This is a genomic window from Corallococcus sp. AB030 (genome assembly GCF_003668965.1).
Lineage (GTDB): Bacteria > Myxococcota > Myxococcia > Myxococcales > Myxococcaceae > Corallococcus > Corallococcus exiguus.
In genome coordinates, this window is sequence record NZ_RAWQ01000131.1 from 1 (window position 1) to 19,577 (window position 19,577).

Sequence of the window (19,577 nt, forward strand, 5' to 3'; positions counted from 1 at the left end):
CCCGGGGGGCGTGGGGCTGCGCAATGCCACGGAGCGCCTGCGGCTGCTCTGCGGCGCCGCCGCGACCCTCCGGTTGGATCAGTCACAGGCCACGGTCACGACGGCCCACGTGCACATCCCCCTGGAGGCGGCATGAAGGTCCTCATCGCCGACGACGAGCGGCTCGCGCGCGCGGAGCTGCGCCGCCTGCTGACGGCCTTCCCCGAGGTGGAGGTGGTGGGCGAGGCCACCCATGTGGACGAGACGTGCGAGCGGGTGGAGGCGCTCGCGCCGGACCTGCTCCTGCTCGACATCCAGATGCCGGGCGGCACGGGCTTCGACGTGCTCGACCGGCTGGAAGCCCCGCCGGACGTGGTCTTCACCACCGCGCACGACGCCCACGCGCTGCGGGCCTTCCAGGTGAATGCGCTCGACTACCTGCTCAAGCCCATCGAGGCCGCGCGGCTCGCGGAGGCGCTGGAGCGCGTACGGCAACGGGGGCGTGCGCAGCGCGCGGTTGGCGCGCCGGTGACGCCCCTGGAGCGCGTGTTCGTGCGGGACGGCGAGCGCTGCTGGCTGGTGGCCCTGTCGCAGGTGCCGCTCTTCAGCTCCGAGGGCAACTATGCCCGGCTGCACCTGCCGGACGCGGAGCCGCTCCTGGCCCGCTCGCTCAACCACCTGGAGGATCGGTTGGACCCGGCGCGCTTCTTCCGCGCGAGCCGCCAGCACCTCATCAACCTCGACTTCGTGGAGGCGTTGGAGCCAGGTCCAGGCGGCACGCTCATCGCCCGGCTCAGAGGAGGCCGGGAAGTGGAGATGTCACGCCGCCAGTCCCAGCGCTTCCGGGAGCGGCTGAGCCCTTGAGGGCGGTTGGGCCTACAGCTTGACCTGGCAGGCCTTGAGGTTCGTGTTGCTGACGCCGTTGCAGGCGTAGCTGTCCCGGCAGTCGGACTCGGCGTCACAGACGGGCGAGCACATCAGTGCGTCGAACTGGCGCGTGCACAGCGCGCCGGACGGACAGCCTCCGCCCTCCCCTTCCGCGGTGCAGTCCTGCGCGCAGAAGGTGCCGGGGAAGTCCCTCCGGCAGGAGAGGCCGGAATCACAGCCGTCCTCACCGCAGCTCTCCCCCACGCCGCCATTGCTGTCTCCACAGGCCAGGAGGGGAAACAGCACTCGGGTCAGTCGCATGCGAAGTCCTTCCAATCACATGCGGGGCCGCCCCCCCGCGCGGCCCAGCTTGCGCGCCTCCGGGGCGACGCGTCCAGTGACGCGTCTGCCTTTCCGTCAGGTCGCGAGCAGTGCGGTTCAGAGCGGCTGGGTGCGCTGGAGCAGCCAGTCGCGCGCCGCACCTTCGACGTGGGGCTCAAGCCGTTCGCGCACGGTGGAGTGATAGGCATTGAGCCAATCCACCTCCTCGCGGGACAGCAGGGCCGGGTCCACCAGCCGCGTATCGATGGGGCAGAGGCTCAGCGTCTCGAAGCGCAGGAAGTCGCCGAACTCCGTCTTGCGGTCCGGCACGGCGGCGATGAGGTTCTCGATGCGGATGCCCCAGCGGCCCGGACGGTAGAGGCCGGGCTCGTTGGAGGTGATCATCCCCGGCTCCATCGCCGTGGTGAGGTCATTGGGCAGGGTCGGAGAGAAGCCGTGCGGCCCCTCGTGGACATTGAGGAAGAAGCCCACGCCGTGGCCCGTGCCGTGGCCGTAGTCCAGCCCCTCCGCCCACAGCGGCGCGCGCGCCAGTGCGTCCAGGTTCGGGGAGCGGGTCCCCCGAGGGAAACGGGCGCGGGACAGGTTGATGTTTCCGCGCAGCACCAGCGTGAAGTCGCGCCGCTGCTCGGGCGTGGGCTCGCCCACGGGGACCACGCGGGTGATGTCCGTGGTGCCGGACAGATACTGGCCGCCGGAGTCGATGAGCAGCAGGCCCTGCGGCTTCTGCCCCGGCAGGCACACCGTCGCGTGCGCGGCCTCCGTGGCCCGGTAGTGCGGCATGGCGGCGTTCGCGTTGAACGCGGCGATGGTGGAGAAGCTGAGCGAGACGAAGCCCGGGCGCCGCGCCCGTTCCGCGGAGAGACGCTCGTCCACGGTCAGCTCGGTGATGGGCTCGCGGCCCAGCGCGGACTCGAACCAGGCGAAGAACGCGCACAGCGCCGCGCCGTCCTGCTCCATCGCGTCGCGGAAGTGCGCGAGCTCCGCGTCCGTCTTGCGCGACTTGGCCACGGTGGACGGGTTGAGCCCCTCCACCACGGTCACGCCCTTGGGCACCGCCTGCCGCAGGCCGTGGGTGATGCGCCGGGGATCCACCAGGAGCCGCGTCCCGTCCGCCAACGCCCCCAGCGCGCGGGCCGCTTCGCCATACGGGTGGAGGGTGATGCCATCCGCTTCCAGCGCCGAGCGCAGCGCGTCCGGCACCTTCCCCTCCCCGATGAACAGCCGGGCCCCACCGGGCTCCACCAGCAGGTGCGCGAGGAACAGCGGGAGGTGATCCACGTCCGCGCCGCGCAGGTTCAGCAGCCACGCGACGTCATCCAGCGTGGAGATGAAGTGATGCGTCGCGCCCAGCACGCCCATCTCCGCGCGCACGGCCCGCAGCTTGTCGGTCCGCGGCACGGGTGACAGCGCGTGCGCGAACACAGGCGCGGAGGGAAGGGGCGGCCGGTCCGTCCACGCCTCCGCCACCACGTCCAGGTCCGTGCGCAGCACCAACCCCGCCGCGGACAACTGCGAGGCCGCCGAGCGCGCCACGCCCAGGCCCAGCACCGCCCCATCCACCGCCACCGTCTGCCCCGGCGGCACGTTCGCGGCCAGCCAGTCCAGGTGTGACTGCCCGGGCGCGTTCGTCGTCCGCACCGTCGCGATGCCACTGCCCTTCAGCTGGGCGTCCGACTGATCCCAATAGCGGCTGTCCACCCAGAGGCCGGCGTAGTCCGCCGTCACCACCAGCGTGGCCAGCGAGCCGGTGAAGCCAGACGCCCACTCCCGCCCCTTCCAGCGGGCCGGCACGTAGGTGGACAGGTGCGGGTCGCTCGTCGGGACCCAGACCGCCGCCACACCACGCTCCCGCATCACCTGCCGCACCCGCGCGATTCGCTCGCGCGCCGCGGCCCCCTGCGTCTGCTCAAGGCCCATGGCATCCTCCGTCGTTGCGCCGTGCGTCCTCATGCCGGAAACAGCGCGCCTTTTCGAGGCCCCTCACGGGCAGGGGCCCACCCGCCGGGTCAAGACCGCCGGGAATACGGCTGTTGCTCGGAAGACGCGATGCAGCATCCCGTTACGCCGCGGATGGACGATGTGTTGTCCATTGACGGGAAAGCGCCGCGTGGGCCTGGGCCCATGGAACGAGGGTGCTTACCAAGCCGGTGGCCGCGGTGAGGAGCACGCGGCCGGGCTTCACCCGTCTCCTGAAGCAGGCCTGGATTCCCACCGTGCGACGCGTACTCGCCATCCTTCCCTATGTTCCGCTGCCTTCGGATACGGGCGGCACCCTGCGCACGCTCGAGCTGGTGCGCGCCCTTGCCTCGCGCTTCTCGTTGGACGTGTTCGCGGTGCACCGGGCGGGCAACGACGCCGAGGGCTTCAAGCGCTGGCTGGGAGAGCTGGGCGTTCCGGCATCGAGGCTGCATCTGGTGGACCTGCCGCGCGTGGCCCCCGAGGAGACGTTGAACAGCACGAGGGCCTTCCTGCGGGGCACGCCGCTCACCTACGTCCGCTTCGCGCGCCAGGGCGTGCAGGACGCCTTGCGCCGGGTGCTGGCGGAGCGAGGCCCCTTCGACATCATCCACTTCGACCACCTGCACATGGCGCAGCTGTTGCCGGTGGCGCGGCAGCTCAACCCGTCCGCGCACCTGGTCATCGACGAGCACAACGTGGAGAGCCAGCTGCTCGCGCGGATGGCGCCGCTGAGTCCACCTCCGATGCGTCCATTCCTGAACTGGCAGTTCAAGCGGGTGGAGCGGCTGGAGCGCGAGTGCGTGAGGCAGGCGGACACCGTGCTGGCGTGTTCGTCCGTGGACGCGGAGCAACTGCGCGCCATGGGAGCGAAGCGGGTGCAGGTGGTGCCCAACGGCGTGAAGCTGCCGGACTTCGAGCCACGCGAGAGCAAGGGCGACGACCTGGTCTTCGTGGGCTCCATGGACTGGTGGCCCAATGAAGACGCGGTGCTGCTGCTGGCGCGCGAGGTGTGGCCGCTGGTGTCGTCGGAGCTGTCGACCAGCAAGCTGATGGTGGTGGGCCGCAGTCCGCCCGCGTCCGTGCGAGCCCTGGAGAACGAGCGATTGGTGGTGACGGGCTCGGTGCCGTCGGTGGCGCCGTACCTGGCGCGCGCGTTGGCGACGGCCATTCCGCTGCGAGCGGGCAGTGGAACGCGCCTGAAGGTACTGGAGGCCGCGGCGGCGGGCGTGCCGGTGGTGGCGACGCGCCTGGCGGTGGAGGGGTTGCCGGTGGTGGAGGGGCAGCATGTCCTCCTGGCGGAGTCCCCCGAGGAGTTCGCCATCGCGCTGCGCCGGCTGCGCAAGGATCCAGACCTCTGCAGCCGGCTCGCGCAGAACGCCCGCCGCATGGCGGAGTCCTTCGCATGGGACGGCATCGGGGCCGGGCTGGGCGAGCTCTACCTGAACGCGGTGTCCGTGAGCGGCGAAGGGGAGAAGCTCTCCGGAGCGGAAGCCAACTGAGTCTCCGGCCCGGTGCGGTGGGCCGCCACCGCACGTCCAGGCCCGCGGACATGGGTTCCGCGAGGGGCTCGCCCGCCGGGAGAGCACGGCACAAACCTGTCCGACAGGAGGGTTGCGCAGAACAGATAAAGAGTAGCGGCCGACCTTGGAAGCGCTCGGTACCTGTGGAGAGAGGAGCCGCGTTAAACCCTCCTGCCGACCAGCCTGAAGGCGCTCTGGAACCGCTATTCTGCGCAACCCTCCAGTCGGACACGTTCTCGGAGGCCTCGGCTGGAGGGGGCCTCCGCCCACCCGGCCCCTGAAAACCTGTCCGACTGTCCTACAGCTTTTGGGCGGCCGAGGCCGACGGGGGGCCTCCGCCCATCCGGCTCCTGGAAACCTGTCCGACCGTCCTACAGCTTCTGGTCAGCCGAAGCCGACGGAGGCCTCCGCCCATCCGGCTCCTGGAAACCTGTCCGACTGTCCTACAGCTTTTGGGCGGCCGAAGCCGACGGGGGCCTCCGCCCATCCGGCCCCTGAAAACCTGTCCGACTGTCCTACAGCTTTTGGGCGGCCGAAGCCGACGAGGGCCTCCGCCCATCCGAGCCGTGAAAAGCCGGTCCGACTGTCGGACAGGCTTGGCCCGTCTCGGACAGGAGGGGTGCCGCGGCGATTTCCGGGAAATGAGGCGGTGATGCCTCGGTTGCCCTACCCGGCCGCGACTTGCTCGTCGCGTGGGTCCATCATGGCGGGCAGGTAGAGGGATTCGATGTAGCGATTCGCCATCCGCTCCGGTGCGTGGTGGGCCACGACGTACTCACGCGCCGCCTGCGCCATCCGCGTGCGCCATCCAGGCGCCGTGAGCAATCCCGCGAGCGCCGAGGCCAGCGTGCCCGCGTCGCCCGGAGGCACCACGAGCCCGCGCCCCGTGCCCAGCACGTGGGGCAACTCCCCTACTCCGGAAGCCACCAGCGGCCTTCCCAGCGCCATCGCCTCCAGCGCGACCAGCGGCATGCCTTCGCGCAGGGATGGCATCACGACCGCGTCCGCCGCCGCGTACACGCTGCGAACCTCCGAGCGGAATCCCAGGAAGCGCACCGGCAGCCCTTGAGCCTGCGCTTCCAGCGACTCGCGCAGCGGGCCATCGCCCACCAGCAGCAGCGTGGGCACCGTGGCGCCAGGCGTCCGGGCCAGCCGGTGCATCGCGTCCAGCAGCACCTGGGGCCCCTTCTCCACCGACAGGCGTCCGACCAGCGCGATGACGGAACCCTCCGGCGCGAGCCCCAGTGCCTCACGGGCCAGGAGCCGCTCCTCCTCCGTGCATTCATCCGCGAGCGGCAGCGCGTTGGGGATGTAGACCACCGGCGAGCGGTGCACGTACCGGCGCAGGCGCGCGGTCAGCTCGCGCGATACCGCCGCCACCGCGCGTGTGCAGTTACCCAGCACGCGCGCGAAGCCCTCATAGGCGATCAGCGCGGGCGTGGCGCCGGTGTCCCCATGGTACGTGGCCACCAGCGGCACTCCGGCGAGCGCGCTCGCGGCGGCTCCCAGCGTGAGCGACTTGTAGTCATGCGCGTGCAGCAGCCCCACGCCGCGCCTGCGCACCTCCGATGCGAGCGTCGCCACGGCCATCGCACTGAAGCGGCCGGGCACCTCCAGCGTCAGCGCGTCCAGCCCCTGCTCCCGAGCCGCGCCCGACAGCACGTCCACCCGCCCGGGCGAAACGAGGCTGCACACCTGCGCGCGCCACGGCGACGGCGTGGACGCGGCCAGCGACAGCAGCGCCCGCTCCGCGCCATACAGGCCGCAGGTGCTGCGCACATGGAGGATGGTGGAGTGCGGCACGCGTGGTCCTCCGTGCCCTCTCACGCCTGGGCGCGAGCCGCGGCACCCCGATAGAGCTTCGCGTACGTATCCACCATCGTGGACAGCGAGTAGCGCTGTGCCTCGCGCTTCGCGGCCTCCCCCAGGCGGGAGCGCAGCTCCGCGTCGCGGGCCAGACGCTTCACCGCGCCGCCGAGCGCATCCACGTCCTCGGACTTCACCAGGAGCGCCGTCTGGCCATCGCTGTGCACCTCACGGATGGCCGGGATGGCGTGCGACACCGTGGGCAGCCCCACCGCCATCGCCTCCAGCAGCGACAGCGAGCGGCCCTCACGGCGGGACGGCTGCACGTAGACGTCGAACGCGGGCAGGAGCTTGCTCGCCTCCAGCAGCGCGCCCGTGAAGTGCACCCGTCCTGCCAGCGGAGACGCGGCGGCACGAGCGCGCAGCGAAGCCTCCATCGGGCCGGGGCCAATCATCACCAGGTGCGTGTTTTTCGCGTCCGCGAAGTGGCGCAGGAAGGCGTCCACCAACAGGTCCGGGCCCTTCTCCTCGGAGAGGCGGCCCAGGTAGCCCACCACCTTGGCGTCCTGGGGAAGGCCCAGACGCTCACGCGCGGCCCGGCGGGCCTCCTCGCCCGTGGCCACCTCCAGCGGCACGCCGTTCTCGATGGTGACCACGTTGGAGAGCAGCTTCGGGCTCCAGCGCTCCAGGCTGGCGCGCACCTCGCTGCCGCACGCGACCAGGGACTGGGTGAACATGGCGGCGGCCATGGCCGCGGGGCGCAGCTTGCCCTGCGGCTCCACCGTCTGATGGAAGGTGCCCATCACGGGCGTGCGCGGACGCAGCGTCCGGGTGGCGACGGCGTTGAGCCAGGGCCCCACGTCGTGGCCATGGACCACGTCAGCGCCAAAGGCATCCACCTCCTGGGCCAGCCGGCGGATGGCCGCGGGCGTCATGCCTGCGAGGCCTCCCAACCAGACCGTGGGGACGTTGGCGCGCTGGAGCAGCTCGCGTACCGGACCGTCCGGCCCCAGGGCCAGCACCACGGAGTCGATGCCCCGCTCGCGGCCATGCTGGGACAGCCGGACCACCAGCTGTTCGAGTCCGCCCATCTCCAGGCCATACATCACGTGAGCCACGCGCGTCGGGCGCGCCGTCGGGTGCATTTCGTTCTTCATGGACGCGGCCAAGCTAGGCACGCGCCCCAGCCCCACAACCCCCCGAGCCCAGCCCGCGCCCCGGCGGATGTCCAGCAGTGGAAGTTCCTTCGCGGAGCGTGAAGGAACGGTGCCGCCCAGAGGAGGAACGGCCCGTTTGCCCGGGGCTTCCGTCCTACGCGAGACTCGTGTGCATCCAATGCCTACAGGCCCCCGAGGGGCCCCGCCGGAGCCCTTCTTGGGAATCCCCGATCGCGACTTCCAACTGCTCACGACCTGCGGCGACGAGTCCGAGGCCGCGCTCGTGCGGGCGCTGCTCGAAGCGAACGGCATCCCGTGCCTCGTCCAGGGAGAGCAGCACCGCTCCATGCTGGGCGTGGCCGGGGCCTTCATCGAGCTGCGGGTGCTGATCCCCTCCGGGGAGCTGGAGCGCGCCCGTGAATTGCTCCGGAGCGTGCCGCAGGAGGAGCCCGGCGGGACCGGTCCCACCGCGACGCCGGACCCCGATTCCGAGGAGGCGCACTGCGCGGTGCACGGCCAGCGCGCCACGCGGACCTGTGAGCGGTGCGGCACCTTCCTGTGCGCGAGCTGCGATGGCGCCACCACCGGCGTGTGTGAGGACTGCGCGGACCGCAAGGGTTCGGGCGCCCAGGTCCAGCGCGGCCGGAAGCGCAAGGTCGTCGCATGGCTGATCCTCCTCTTCCTCTTCGGCCCGCCCTTCCTCCTCCTGCTGGCGAGCACCCTCAACGCCCTGCTGAACTGAACCCAGAAGGTGTCTGGCATTGGGCTCTCGTGTTCGCTTCGCCGCCCTGACCCTGGCCCTGGCCACCGCGTGCGCCTCCGCGCCCCCCGTGCCTCGCACGCCCGGGGTGGCTGTCATGCCGACGCGGACAGGCGCTCCCGAGAACGGCCTGCCCTACCGCCTCTTCGTCTCCGGAAAGGCCACCCCGGACCACCCGCACCGGCTGGTGGTGTGGCTGCACCCGACGGGCACGGATGGCCTGACGCTGGTGGAGCCCCTGGCCGACGCCTTCGCCACTCAGGGATACGCGCTGCTGACGTTCCCCCGTGAGCACGCGCAGGGATGGAGCGGCGCGGACGCGAACCGGGTGATGCTCGGCACGCTGCCGGAGGTGGCTCGCGTCCCCGGCGTGGATGCGGAACGGCCCGTGCTGCTGGGATTCAGCGCGGGCGCGCAGATGGCGCTCGAGCTGTGGGCCGCGCGCCCCGACGCCTTTCGCGCGTTGGTGCTGATTGCTGGCGCACCCCGCTTGTCTCGCGGCGATGAATACAACCCGCCCCGTAGCGCCGCGCACGCGAGGGTGCCCCTCCTGTCATTCATCGGAGAGCTGGATGGCAGCGCTCCCCTCTGGCGGACGGCGCTCGAATCCTGGCGTGCCGCCGGGCTGAGGTTGGATTCGCGAGAGGTCCCCGGACAGGGCCACACGTGGTTGCTGGTACGACCCCATGAACAAACGGAGCTGTTTCAATTCCTGGCGGAATTGTCTCGGGGACCCTGACCTTTTGCCGTCAGCCACGCGAGAAATGTCAACCATCCATGGAATACATGGATTTCATGTTGACACCATGCGAAGCCACCGTCGGTTTACTCATACCAGGAGTCCGACGTGCTTCGACATGCATCACGCTGGGTCACGACATTCGTGCTGGGTTTCACATGGATTCAGGCGGGCTGTGCTCCCGCGGAGCCGCCCACCCAGGAGACACCGGAGGCCGCGTCCGCCGCGCAGCCGCTGCTGGCCGGTGAGCGGTCGCTCCTGGGCACCACCGCGCTTCCGGCCGTGACGGCCGCGGACGACAGCGGCGCGGTGGAGCTGGGTGTTCGCTTCCGCAGCGACGCTCCGGGACGGATCATGGGCGTGCGCTTCTACAAGGGCGCGGGCAACACGGGCACGCACACCGGCAGCCTGTGGACGGCGTCCGGTTCGCTGATGGCCACCGCCACCTTCCAGGACGAGACGGCCTCCGGCTGGCAGGAGGTGCGCTTCGCCTCGCCGGTCACCATCGCCGCCGACACGAACTACGTTGTCTCGTATCACGCGCCCGCGGGGCACTACGCCGTGACGAGCAACGCCTTCGCGTCCGCGCTGGATGTGCCGCCCCTGCACGCCGAGGCGTCCAACAACGGCCTCTATCGCTACGGCACCAGCGGCTTCCCCACCAGCTCGTTCAACGCGAGCAACTACTGGGTGGACGTGGCCTTCCAGGCCAATGACACCACGGCGCCGCGCGCGCCCACCAACGTCACCGCGCTGCCCAGCTCGTCCACCGCCATCGACCTGACCTGGTACGCGTCCGTGGACGGCAGTGGTGAGGTGCAGGGCAACGCCCGCTGGCACCTGGTGTACCGGAACAACGAGCTCATCGCGGAGCTGCCCGGCACCACCGTGCGCTACCGCGACACCGGTCTGACGCCCTCCACCGGGTACAACTACGCCGTGCGCGGCCGTGACGCCGCCGGCAACCTCAGCGCGTCCTCCACGGTCATCAACGCCACCACGCTCCCGAACATGGCCTGCAACCCCTGCAGCCTGTGGAACAGCGTGACGGGCGACCCGCAGTTCGAGAACGCCGACGCCACCCCCACGGAGGTCGGCGTGAAGTTCCGCACCGACGTGGCGGGCACGGTGACGAAGGTCCGCTACTACAAGGGCAGCACCGACACCGGCCCGCACGTGGGCCACCTGTGGAGCGCCACCGGCACGCTGCTGGCCACCACGGAGACGACGCCCGCGGAGACGGGCTTCGGCTGGCGCGAGCTGGCCTTCTCCACGCCCGTGAGCCTGGCCGCGAACACGACCTACGTCGTGTCGTACTTCGCCACTGGCGGGCGCTACGCCATCACCCCGTACTACTTCAGCACCGCGGGCGTGGACATGCCCCCGCTGCACGCGCCCTCTACCGTGGAGGCCAGCGGCAACGGCGTTCGCAACCTCAACGGCAGCGCGTTCCCCACGGAGGCGTGGCTCAACACCAACTTCTGGGTGGACGTGACGTTCGTCCCCTCGGAGCCCAGCGGTCCCGCGACGGTGGACCTGGCCGTGACGCAGTCGTTCCCTGACGGCACGGGCGCCAACGGTGACGTGCTCTTCTACGACATCACCGTGACGAACAATGGCCCGGCGACCGCCACCAACGTCGTGCTCGACGTCCCGATCCCCGCGGGCTTGAACTACTTCTTCTACTCGGCGAACGCTCCGCCGGTGAACGGTGGGCACTGCGGGTTCTTCAGTGACCTGCAGTGTGGCGCCCCCACCCTGGCGCCGGGCGCGAGCTTCACCGTCCACGTGGAGGCCATCCCCTTCAGTGCCGGGACGTTCACCAGCCAGGCCACCATCTCCTCTTCGGAGACGGACTTCGTGCCCGGCAACAACACGCACGCGCTGGCCATCCCCGTGGGCCCGTCCACGAACCTCGTCACCTTCGACTCCTTCCCCGGCGCCGACGAGACCTTCAACGGCCCGCACGGTCCCATCCACTTCGGCCTCAACCGCTGGTACATCGCGTCGCCGTGGGGCGGGTTCGACACGAAGAGCATCTCCTTCAACGGAGGTGGTCTCACCCAGGCCAACCTGTCCATCTTCGGCCAGCGCCGCGTCCTGGGCCTGGATGCCTTCACGTGGGACACGGGCGCCACGCTCACCCTGAGCTGCATCGACCTGCCCAGCCTCACCTTCCCGCTGACGGCGGGCCAGGTGACGCACGTGGTGCCCACCTGGACGCAGCCCTGCACGGTCTTCACGCTGACGACGTCCAACGGCTGGGACACGAACTTCGACAACCTGGAGCTGTCGCCCCGGCCCTGAGCACGTGACGCATGGGAGGGCGGGTATGCTTCACGGATGCCCGCCGCTCCCCTGCTCCTGAGTGCAGCGACGTCCCTGTTCGCCACCACGTGGCTCCTCGCGGCGGCGCCGTTCTCCGTCGCGGTGGAGCCCTCCGGGTTCACCGTCCAGTCCGACGGCAAGGCAGTGACCATCACGCAGGTGGTGCCAGGAAGGCCGGCCGACCAGGCGAAGCTGACGCCCGGCATGCGCATCCTGCGCATCGAGTCACCGGAGCGGACGTTCGCGCGAGGTCCCATCGAGCAGCTGGGCCAGACGGACCTGCACGACGCGCTCATCGCCACCTGGGATGAACCGCTGCTGCTCTTCGTGGGGAACACGCGCGCGGACGGCCGCTACATCGGCCTCAAGCGCGATGAGCCGCGTCCCGACGAGGAGTTCCCCGGCTTCCCCCTGCCCCCGGAGAAGCGGGCGCGTCTGTCGCTCCTCCAGCAGCAACGGCACGAAGCCCGGCGCCTGCGGGAACTGCACCGGCCGCCGCGTGAGAAGCCGGGCCTCGAGCTCCGCCACCAGAGCGAGGCCTGGGTGAAGGGCGGCCAGCTGCGGTCCGTTGACGGAGGCGGCTTCACCGGGCTGTGGATCCACCCCGAGCTCACCCTGGACGCGCGGTGTCCCGACCGGCTGGAGAAGGTGGTGCTTAACGGCCCGGGCAAGGGCTTGCCCCGGACGTTCCAGCCCGCCACAGACTCCGCGTCCACCGGGCAGGACTTCACCTTCGACCTGCCGCTGTGGTCCGTCCGTGACCTCACCCGGGCCTGTGCCTCGGGGAAGTCGTCGCTGGCGGTGACGCTGCGCGCGGAGCTGTCGTGCAAGGACGAGCCTGTCCTCCAGCAATCCCTCCCGGTGAAGCTGTCCCTGAAGTGCGAGCAGACGCTCCAGGACGAAGACTCGGGCGGCCTCCGGTTGATCGGACTTCGCGGAGCACCGGAGGAATACGTCACCGGAACGAAGGCCTCGCTGACAGTGGAGGCATCAGGGCTCGACAGCGTCGTCCCCCCGGTGACCTCGGTGACGTTCGTGGAGGTGGATGCACGGGGCAAGGTGAAGAAGCGCTTCGCCACGGTGCCAGTGCCCGCGGGCGCAACGGAGGTGACGACGGAGCTGACGCTGGACACGTCCACCGCGCGCACCGTGCGACTGTCCGTGGAGGCTCGCTTCGGCGACGGCAGCACCCGGGGCTCGGACACGCGGGAGGTGACCATCGTCACCCCGGCCTTCGTGGAGGCACGGCGCAAGGGCTACGAGGAGGGCAGCCGCCGGTGGCAGGCGTTGGACCAGCGCTTCACGCAGGAGATTCCCACCCCCTGCGCCGACATCGCCGCCACCGTGGCCTGGCTCAGGGCCCAGCCCGAAGTCGAGTCCGCCCACGGCACCGGCCACCACAACTACGACTACCGGGTGAAGGGCTCCGGCATCACCAACCTCGTCAACTGCCACAACCCCTAGCGCGCGGGACTACGACGGCTTCTCGCCCGAGCAGGCGGCGGCACGCGCGCGCAGCAGCGCCTGTTCCTTCGCGTTGCGCGTGAGCGACGCGGCCCGTTCGAACTCCGCCCGGGCCTCCTTGAGACGCCCCAGCTTCTGGAGCAGGTCGCCGCGCACGCTCGGCAGCAGGTGGTAGTGCTTGAGCGACGGCTCGGCCACGAGCTGGTCCACCAGCTCCAACCCCACCGCGGGACCGAACGCCATCGACAGGGCGACAGAGCGGTTCAACTCCACCACCGGTGATGGCGTGAGCCTCGCGAGCACCGCGTAGAGCGCCGCGATGCGCGGCCAGTCCGTCGCCTCCGGCGTGCGCGCTCGTGCGTGGCACGCGGCGATGGAGGCCTGCACCGTGTAGGGCCCCGCCGGCCCGGCCTTCTCCGAGCGCTCCAGCGCCGCGAGCCCGCGGCGGATGAGGAGCTGATCCCACTGCCCGCGGTTCTGCTCCAGCAGCAGCACGGGTTCCCCCGAGGGCCCCACCCGCGCCCGGGACCGCGACGCTTGAATCTCCATCAGCGCCACCAGCCCGTGCACCTCCGGCTCGCCCGGCGCCAGCTCCGCGAGGATGCGGCCCAGGCGAAGAGCGTCCTGGCAGAGTTCCGGCCGCATCCAGCCATCGCCCGCGGTCGCGGCATAGCCCTCGTTGAAGATGAGGTAGACGACCTCCAGCACCGACGCGAGCCGCGCCGCCAGCTCGTCGCCATGAGGGACCTCGAAGGGGACGCCCTTCTCCGCCAGCGTGCGCTTGGCCCGGACGATGCGCTGGGCCACCGTGGGCTCCGGCACCAGGAACGCGCGGGCGATTTCATCCGTCGTCAGGCCGCCCAACAGCCGCAGCGTGAGCGCCACCCGCGCCTCCGGGGACAGCACCGGGTGGCAGGACGTGAAGATGAGGCGCAACAGGTCGTCGCCGACGTCGTCGTCCAGGGCCGCGTCCAGGTCTGGCACCTCCGCCTCCTCCAGCCCATGCCCCAGCTCCTCGTGCTTGCGCGCGAGCAGCTTGTGACGGCGCATCTCGTCGATGGCGCGGCGCTTCGCGGTGGCCATGAGCCACGCGCCCGGATTCTCAGGCACGCCCGACACCGGCCATTTCTCCAGCGCCACGACCAGCGCGTCCTGCGCCAGCTCCTCGGCCTGCCCCACGTCGCGCACCATGCGCGCAAGCCCGGCAATGAGCCGGGCGGACTCGATTCTCCACACCGCGTGCACCGCGGCCTGCGCCTTGGACATCGTCACGGCGCGAACTCAATCAAATGCACGTCGAATGGGCGCCCCGGAAATCGACAGGGGGTTCGATTTCCCCCGAAGACAGCACGGCCCCGGGCCTCCCCTCGTCGGGAAGCCCGGGGCCGTCACCTCACGCCCGCGCCTCGGCTGCCAGGCCAGCGGCCGACTCCGGCACCGGCTCGTACGTCCCCAGGCGCATGCTCGCCTGGGCCCGCCCCTGCGTGCGGCCACGCAGCGCCGTCACGTAGCCGAACAGGCGCGCCATGGGCACGCGCGCGGACACGCACCGCGCCGTCCCCTTCGCCTCCATCCCCAACACCCGTCCCCGCCGCGACGCCAGGTCGCCCAGCACGTCGCCCAGGAACTCCTCAGGCGTCACCACCTCCACCTCCATCACCGGCTCCAGCCCCTGCACGCCCACGCGCCGTGCGGCCTCCTGGAGCGCCAGCGAGCCCGCCACCATGAAGGCCTGCGGCGTGGAGTCCTTCACGTGCGTGTCCCCATCCACCAGCCGTACCTCCACGTCCACCAGCGGCACGCCCTCCCGCATGCCCTTCGCCATGGCGCCAGCCACGCCCTTTTCAATGGCGGGCACCAGCTCGCGGGGGATGGAGCCACCCTTCGTGGCGTCCACGAAGACGAGCCCCGCCCCTCGCGGCGCAGGACCCACGTCCAGCACCACGCGTGCGTACTGTCCGGGCCCGCCGGACTGGCGGACGTGGCGGTACTCCTGGCGCACCGCGCTCCGGAGCGTGTCGCGGTACGCCACCTTCGGCTGTCCCACGCGCGCCTCCACGCCGAACTCCGTCCTCAACCGGTCCACGACCACCTCCAGGTGCAGCTCACCCATGCCGGACAGCAGCACCTGGCCGCTCTCCGGATCCACGCCCAGGCGCAGCGACGGGTCCTCCGCCGCCAGCCGTTGCAGGCCCTCTTCCAACTTCGGCAGCTCCGCGGGAGAGCGCGCCTCCACGGCGAGCTGCACCACGGGCTCCATCACGTTCAACGCCTCCAGCACCACCGGTGCCTCCGGGTCGCACAGCGTGTCGCCCGTGCGTACGCCCTTGAGCCCCAGCGCCGCGCACAGGTCGCCCGCGTGCACCTCCGCCACCTCCTCGCGGCGGTTGGCGTGCATGAACATCAGGCGCCCCACCCGCTCCTTCCGTCCGGTGACGGGGTTGAGCAGCACGGTGCCCGCGCGCAGCGTGCCCGAGTACACCCGCAGGAACACGATGCCTCCCACGGCCTTGTCGCTCATCAACTTGAACGCCAGCGCGGTGGGCGGACCCGAGTCCGACACGGGACGGCTGACGCGCTCGCCGGTAACGGGCGCAAAGCCGTCCACGGCGGCCACGTCCGCGGGTGACGGCAGGTAGCTGACGACCGCATCCAAGAGCATCTGCACTCCCTTCTTCTTGAAGGCCGACCCGCACAGCACCGGCACCAGCGTCCGCGCGAGCGTGCCCGAGCGCAGCGCGCGCTCCAGCTCCTCCACGGTGATGTCCTCCACCCGCCCGTCCACGAACTTCTCCATCACGCCCGCGTCCAGGTCCGCGCACACTTCAATGAGGCGCATGCGGTACGGCAGCACCGCCTCCACCAGCTCTGGAGGCACAGGTGCGTCGTCGTCAAAGCCGCCGTCGTCGCCCTGGAAGCGCACCAGCCGCATGCGCACCAGGTCCACGAGCCCCTGGAAGTCCGCGCCGTCGCCCACGGGCCACTGCACGGCCACCGGGCGCACGCCCAGCCGGTCCACCATGGACTGCACGCTCAGGGCGAAGTCCGCGCCCACCTTGTCCATCTTGTTGATGAACGCGATGCGCGGCACGCCGTAGCGGTCCGCCTGACGCCACACCGTCTCCGACTGCGGCTCCACGCCCTGGCTGGCGTCGAACACCGCCACCGCGCCGTCCAGCACACGCAGCGAGCGCTCCACCTCGATGGTGAAGTCCACGTGGCCCGGCGTGTCCAGGATGTTGATGCGATGGGGCACGCCCGCCTCCCGCCCGTGCCGGGGCTGCCAGAAGGCCGTCGTCGCCGCGGAGGTGATGGTGATGCCGCGCTTCTTCTCCTGCTCCATCCAGTCCATCTCCGTGGAGCCCGTGTGCACCTCTCCCGTGGAGTGGATGCGGCCGGTGAAGAAGAGGACGCGCTCGGTGAGCGTCGTCTTGCCCGCGTCGATGTGGGCCATGATGCCGATGTTGCGATACCGCTCGATGCGCGTGGTGCGAGACATGGAAGACTCCCGTTCCCGTCCGGACAGCGAGGCCCGCGGGTGTGTATTGGATTGAGCTGCCGGTTGGATGAGTGGAATGGACCGGTGGCTGTCTTCAGGCGCGCACGCGCACGCAGGGCCGGAACGGCACGTCAGGCCGCCACGGGAACGCGCGAGGACACACGAAGGCACCCCCAGGGAGGGGACGGGCGGAGACGGAGCTCACGGTGCGCGGGCAACCAGCCACGCGCGCACCGGAGGACTCCGGTCCGCCTGCTCAAATATCGAGCAGGACCTCGTGACGGGGGGCGAGGCGCACGTCCGCCGCCGGCGCGAAGGCGCTCAGGACAGGCAGGGCATGGAGAGTGACGGGCCTCATGACGAGATAGGAGTAAGACAGACAGCCCCCGCTGTCAACCCGACGGCCTCCCCGTGTTCCAGGGCCGGAAATAAATCCCCGAAAGAATATCCGCCGCGGGCGCCGTACATGTGGCGGTTGGCGACAGAAGCCAACCCCTGGTTCTTCCGAGGGGGAAGTATGTCCACGTTCTACAAAAGCCTGCTGACGGCCTCCATGGGTCTCGTCGGCTTGAATGGGTGTGTCTACGGTTACATCTACGACTCCGCGTCGGGCAGTGCCGTGGCAGGCGTGACGGTCATCGTCGCCTCCGGCACCTGCAGCGGCACCGGCTGCGGCACCGGGCTCGCAACCCAGTCCACGGACTCGTCCGGCCTCTACGTCTTCGACGCGTACGGCAACCGCAACGGCGAGAACAACGTCCAGCTGATCACCGCGGCCTCCGGCGAGGAGGCGGTGCGGCTCGTCTACAGCCGCGCGGGCTTCCGCTCCGTCACCGTCTACCACCGGCCCAAGTACACGACGATGACGCAGGACGGGACCGAGTATGAGGTCTCCGCCGTGCAGCCCGTGTACCTGTGCGCGCTCAACGCCGTGGACTCCGACGGCGACGGCGTCTGTGACGCGGCCGAGGCCCGCTACGGCACCAACCCCAACAGCTCCGACACGGACGGGGACCGCATCAGCGACTTCGCGGAGCTGTACGGCTACGGCGGCGTGGACCTGCGCTACTGGGGCGCGGATCCGCGCAAGAAGGACGTGTTCGTGGAGGTGGACTACTACGCGGACCGCAAGCCCACGCAGGCGGCGCTGGACCGCGTGACGACGTCCTTCGCCAACGCGCCGGTGTCCAACCCCAACGGCACCACGGGCATCGCGCTGCACCTGGTGCTGGACTCGCAGATCGCCGCCGCGGACGCGGACACGGACCTGACCCCCGTGTGGACGGACTTCGACGTCATCAAGGCCAAGTACTTCAAGTCGCGCCGCGCGCCCTTCTTCCACTACGCGCTGTTCGCGAACACGTACAACGGCGGCACCTCCAGCGGCATCTCCCGCGGCATCCCCGCGCATGACTTCGTGGTGACGCTGGGCGGCTGGCCCGTGGCGGGCGGCACGGAGCTGCAGCAGGCCGGCACCCTCATGCACGAGCTGGGGCACAACATCGGCCTGCGTCACGGCGGCAACGACGACAGCAACTACAAGGCCAACTACCTGAGCCAGATGAACTACGAGTACCAGATGTTCGGCCTGCGCATTGACGGCGTGGACAACGTGCTGGACTACTCGCGCGTGCGCGTCGCCGCCATCAGCGAGGCGTCCGTCAACGAGGTCTCCGCGTTCGCTCCCGTCGCGCCCACCACGGAGGCGGACCTGGCCCACATCGGCGTGCGCATCAACGGCGTGCAGCGCGCCGGCACCGCGAGCGCGAACCTGGACTTCAACGGCGACGGCGTCATCCAGACCGCGTCCTACGCGTACAGCCTCAACCGCGACGCCGACACCACGGACCTCATCCCGGCGGCGCAGCATGACTGGCTGGCGCTGGTGTACGACGGCGCCGGGCAGATTGGCGACGGCTGGCTTGGCACGTCCCAGGGCCTGAGCCGCCAGCAGCCCTTCTTCGTCCTCCCGGAGAAGACCGAGTCCTGCCTCACGGTGGAGATGTTCCGCGCCCGGTAGTCCCAGGCCGTCCATCCTGGCAAGTCGTCCCCCGCCGGGTCCCTCTTCACGAGGGACCCGGCGGTCGTTTATCGGTCGCGTGCCCGCGTAGACTCCGGCGCATGCCGCATGTCGCACTCGTGGGATACGGACGTTTTGGACGCGCGCTGGGAACGCTGCTGGAGGCGGTGGGCGTGGAGCACCGCGCCCTGGACCCGGTGGCGGACATCCCGGAGCCGCTCCGCGCGCACTCGGTACACGAGCTGCTGGAAGGGGCGGAGCTGGTGGTGGTGGCGGTGCCGGTGCCCCAGATGCGGGACGTGCTGCGCTCCCTTCGGCCCCACCTGAAACCGGAGCACCTGGTGCTGGACGTGGGCAGCGTGAAGGTGAAGCCCGTGGAGGCGCTGACGGAGGTGCTGGGCGAACAGGTGCCCTGGGTAGGCACGCATCCGCTCTTCGGCCCCTTGAGCCTGGCCATGGCCGAGCGACCCATGCGCGTCGTGCTCTGCCCCAACCCACTGCATCCGGAAGCAGCCCCGCGCGCCCGGCGCTTCTACGAGGGGCTGGGCTGCGAGGTGATTGAGCAGTCGCCCGAGGGCCATGACCAGGTGATGGCGCGCACGCATGCACTCACCTTCTTCGTGGCCAAGGGGATGGTGGACTCCGGCGCGGCGGCGGACGTGCCCTTCGCGCCGGCCAGCTTCAAGGCGCTGTCGCGCACCATCGAGACCGTGCGCGCGGACGCGGGCCATCTCTTCAACGCCATCCAGCAGGAGAACCCCTTCGCCACGCAGGCGCGAGGCCAACTGCTCGCGGCGCTCCAGGACATCCACCGCGACCTGGAGGCGGCCCCCACGGTGACGCAAGCACCGGAGGCTTCGGGCGTCGCCGTGCCCGGCCTGGAACCGGAAGCGCCTGCGCCCCGCGAGCCGCGTGAGCACATTGATGCGCTCGACCGCGAACTGGTGGAGCTGCTCGCCCGCCGCGAGGAGCTGGCCCGCCGTCAGCGCCGTGCCCAGGAGGCCGGGAACGAGCCCGCTCGCACGGAGACGCTGCTCGCCGTGCGCCGGGCGTGGGCCCGGGAGCTGGGCGTGGACGCGCAGGAGGTGGAGGCCGTCTTCCGCGCCGTACTGGGTAGCGGCCTGCGATGACGCGGCG

At 70.6% G+C, this 19,577-nt stretch carries 14 protein-coding genes; 8 read left to right on the top strand and 6 right to left on the bottom strand.

The genetic code is table 11. The features are described 5' to 3' along the window. Positions 1–132: 132 nt before the first annotated feature. The gene (locus tag D7Y15_RS27270) at positions 133–843 is read left to right on the top strand and encodes a LytTR family DNA-binding domain-containing protein (RefSeq protein WP_121754402.1); all 711 of its coding nucleotides are present in this window, start codon (positions 133–135) and stop codon (positions 841–843) included. 12 nt (positions 844–855) lie between these two features. On the opposite strand, the gene D7Y15_RS27275 is transcribed toward D7Y15_RS27270, so the two are convergent. Continuing rightward, positions 856–1,167, bottom strand: a complete 312-nt coding sequence (locus D7Y15_RS27275; protein WP_121754403.1) for a hypothetical protein — start codon at positions 1,165–1,167, stop codon at positions 856–858. Positions 1,168–1,284: 117 nt separating this feature from the next. After that, positions 1,285–3,105, bottom strand: coding sequence for an aminopeptidase P family protein (locus tag D7Y15_RS27280; protein WP_121754404.1), 1,821 nt, complete (start codon positions 3,103–3,105; stop codon positions 1,285–1,287). A gap of 296 nt (positions 3,106–3,401) precedes the next feature. Here D7Y15_RS27280 and D7Y15_RS27285 point away from each other — a divergent pair, with 296 nt between their 5' ends. Further along, positions 3,402–4,646: a glycosyltransferase family 4 protein gene (locus D7Y15_RS27285; RefSeq protein WP_158629123.1), complete on the top strand. Its 1,245-nt coding sequence runs from the start codon at positions 3,402–3,404 to the stop codon at positions 4,644–4,646. Between the two features lie 687 nt (positions 4,647–5,333). Here D7Y15_RS27285 and D7Y15_RS27290 read toward each other — a convergent pair. Next, positions 5,334–6,470: a glycosyltransferase family 4 protein gene (locus tag D7Y15_RS27290; RefSeq protein ID WP_158629124.1), complete on the bottom strand. Its 1,137-nt coding sequence runs from the start codon at positions 6,468–6,470 to the stop codon at positions 5,334–5,336. A 20-nt stretch (positions 6,471–6,490) separates the two neighbouring features. Further along, positions 6,491–7,630 carry a glycosyltransferase family 4 protein gene (locus D7Y15_RS27295; RefSeq protein WP_121754407.1) on the bottom strand — a complete coding sequence of 380 codons (1,140 nt, stop codon included), beginning with the start codon at positions 7,628–7,630 and terminating at the stop codon, positions 6,491–6,493. A gap of 217 nt (positions 7,631–7,847) precedes the next feature. Between D7Y15_RS27295 and D7Y15_RS27300 the strand changes: the two genes are divergently transcribed. From D7Y15_RS27300 to D7Y15_RS27315, 4 genes are all read left to right on the top strand, one after another. Continuing rightward, the gene (locus D7Y15_RS27300) at positions 7,848–8,372 is read left to right on the top strand and encodes a DUF2007 domain-containing protein (RefSeq protein WP_158624582.1); all 525 of its coding nucleotides are present in this window, start codon (positions 7,848–7,850) and stop codon (positions 8,370–8,372) included. 115 nt (positions 8,373–8,487) lie between these two features. Next, positions 8,488–9,129, top strand: a complete 642-nt coding sequence (locus D7Y15_RS27305) for a hypothetical protein (RefSeq protein ID WP_121754409.1) — start codon at positions 8,488–8,490, stop codon at positions 9,127–9,129. A 144-nt stretch (positions 9,130–9,273) separates the two neighbouring features. Beyond that, complete coding sequence (locus D7Y15_RS27310; RefSeq protein ID WP_233605105.1) at positions 9,274–11,436, top strand: DUF4082 domain-containing protein; 2,163 nt, start codon at positions 9,274–9,276, stop codon at positions 11,434–11,436. Positions 11,437–11,472: 36 nt separating this feature from the next. Next, the gene (locus tag D7Y15_RS27315) at positions 11,473–12,921 is read left to right on the top strand and encodes a hypothetical protein (RefSeq protein WP_121754411.1); all 1,449 of its coding nucleotides are present in this window, start codon (positions 11,473–11,475) and stop codon (positions 12,919–12,921) included. Positions 12,922–12,930: 9 nt separating this feature from the next. Here D7Y15_RS27315 and D7Y15_RS27320 read toward each other — a convergent pair whose 3' ends face one another. Both D7Y15_RS27320 and fusA read right to left on the bottom strand, forming a co-directional pair. Beyond that, entirely contained in the window at positions 12,931–14,187 is a 1,257-nt protein-coding gene (locus D7Y15_RS27320) for an RNA polymerase sigma factor (RefSeq protein ID WP_120579722.1), read from the bottom strand. 127 nt (positions 14,188–14,314) lie between these two features. After that, positions 14,315–16,420, bottom strand: a complete 2,106-nt coding sequence (gene fusA / locus D7Y15_RS27325; RefSeq protein ID WP_121754412.1) for an elongation factor G — start codon at positions 16,418–16,420, stop codon at positions 14,315–14,317. A 517-nt stretch (positions 16,421–16,937) separates the two neighbouring features. On the opposite strand from fusA, the gene D7Y15_RS27330 reads away from it, so the two are divergent. Together D7Y15_RS27330 and D7Y15_RS27335 are read left to right on the top strand one after the other, a co-directional pair. After that, entirely contained in the window at positions 16,938–18,440 is a 1,503-nt protein-coding gene (locus tag D7Y15_RS27330) for a hypothetical protein (RefSeq protein WP_121754413.1), read from the top strand. Positions 18,441–18,541: 101 nt separating this feature from the next. Further along, positions 18,542–19,570, top strand: a complete 1,029-nt coding sequence (locus D7Y15_RS27335) for a prephenate dehydrogenase/arogenate dehydrogenase family protein (RefSeq protein ID WP_120579717.1) — start codon at positions 18,542–18,544, stop codon at positions 19,568–19,570. Positions 19,571–19,577: the final 7 nt, after the last annotated feature.

Coding starts and splice junctions, on each gene's coding strand:
- D7Y15_RS27270 (WP_121754402.1), top strand. CDS start 133: ATGAAGGTCCTCATCGCCGACGACGAGCGGCTCGCGCGCGCGGAGCTG.
- D7Y15_RS27275 (WP_121754403.1), bottom strand. CDS start 1,167: ATGCGACTGACCCGAGTGCTGTTTCCCCTCCTGGCCTGTGGAGACAGC.
- D7Y15_RS27280 (WP_121754404.1), bottom strand. CDS start 3,105: ATGGGCCTTGAGCAGACGCAGGGGGCCGCGGCGCGCGAGCGAATCGCG.
- D7Y15_RS27295 (WP_121754407.1), bottom strand. CDS start 7,630: ATGAAGAACGAAATGCACCCGACGGCGCGCCCGACGCGCGTGGCTCAC.
- D7Y15_RS27305 (WP_121754409.1), top strand. CDS start 8,488: ATGCCGACGCGGACAGGCGCTCCCGAGAACGGCCTGCCCTACCGCCTC.
- D7Y15_RS27315 (WP_121754411.1), top strand. CDS start 11,473: ATGCCCGCCGCTCCCCTGCTCCTGAGTGCAGCGACGTCCCTGTTCGCC.
- D7Y15_RS27320 (WP_120579722.1), bottom strand. CDS start 14,187: ATGTCCAAGGCGCAGGCCGCGGTGCACGCGGTGTGGAGAATCGAGTCC.
- fusA (WP_121754412.1), bottom strand. CDS start 16,420: ATGTCTCGCACCACGCGCATCGAGCGGTATCGCAACATCGGCATCATG.
- D7Y15_RS27330 (WP_121754413.1), top strand. CDS start 16,938: ATGTCCACGTTCTACAAAAGCCTGCTGACGGCCTCCATGGGTCTCGTC.
- D7Y15_RS27335 (WP_120579717.1), top strand. CDS start 18,542: ATGCCGCATGTCGCACTCGTGGGATACGGACGTTTTGGACGCGCGCTG.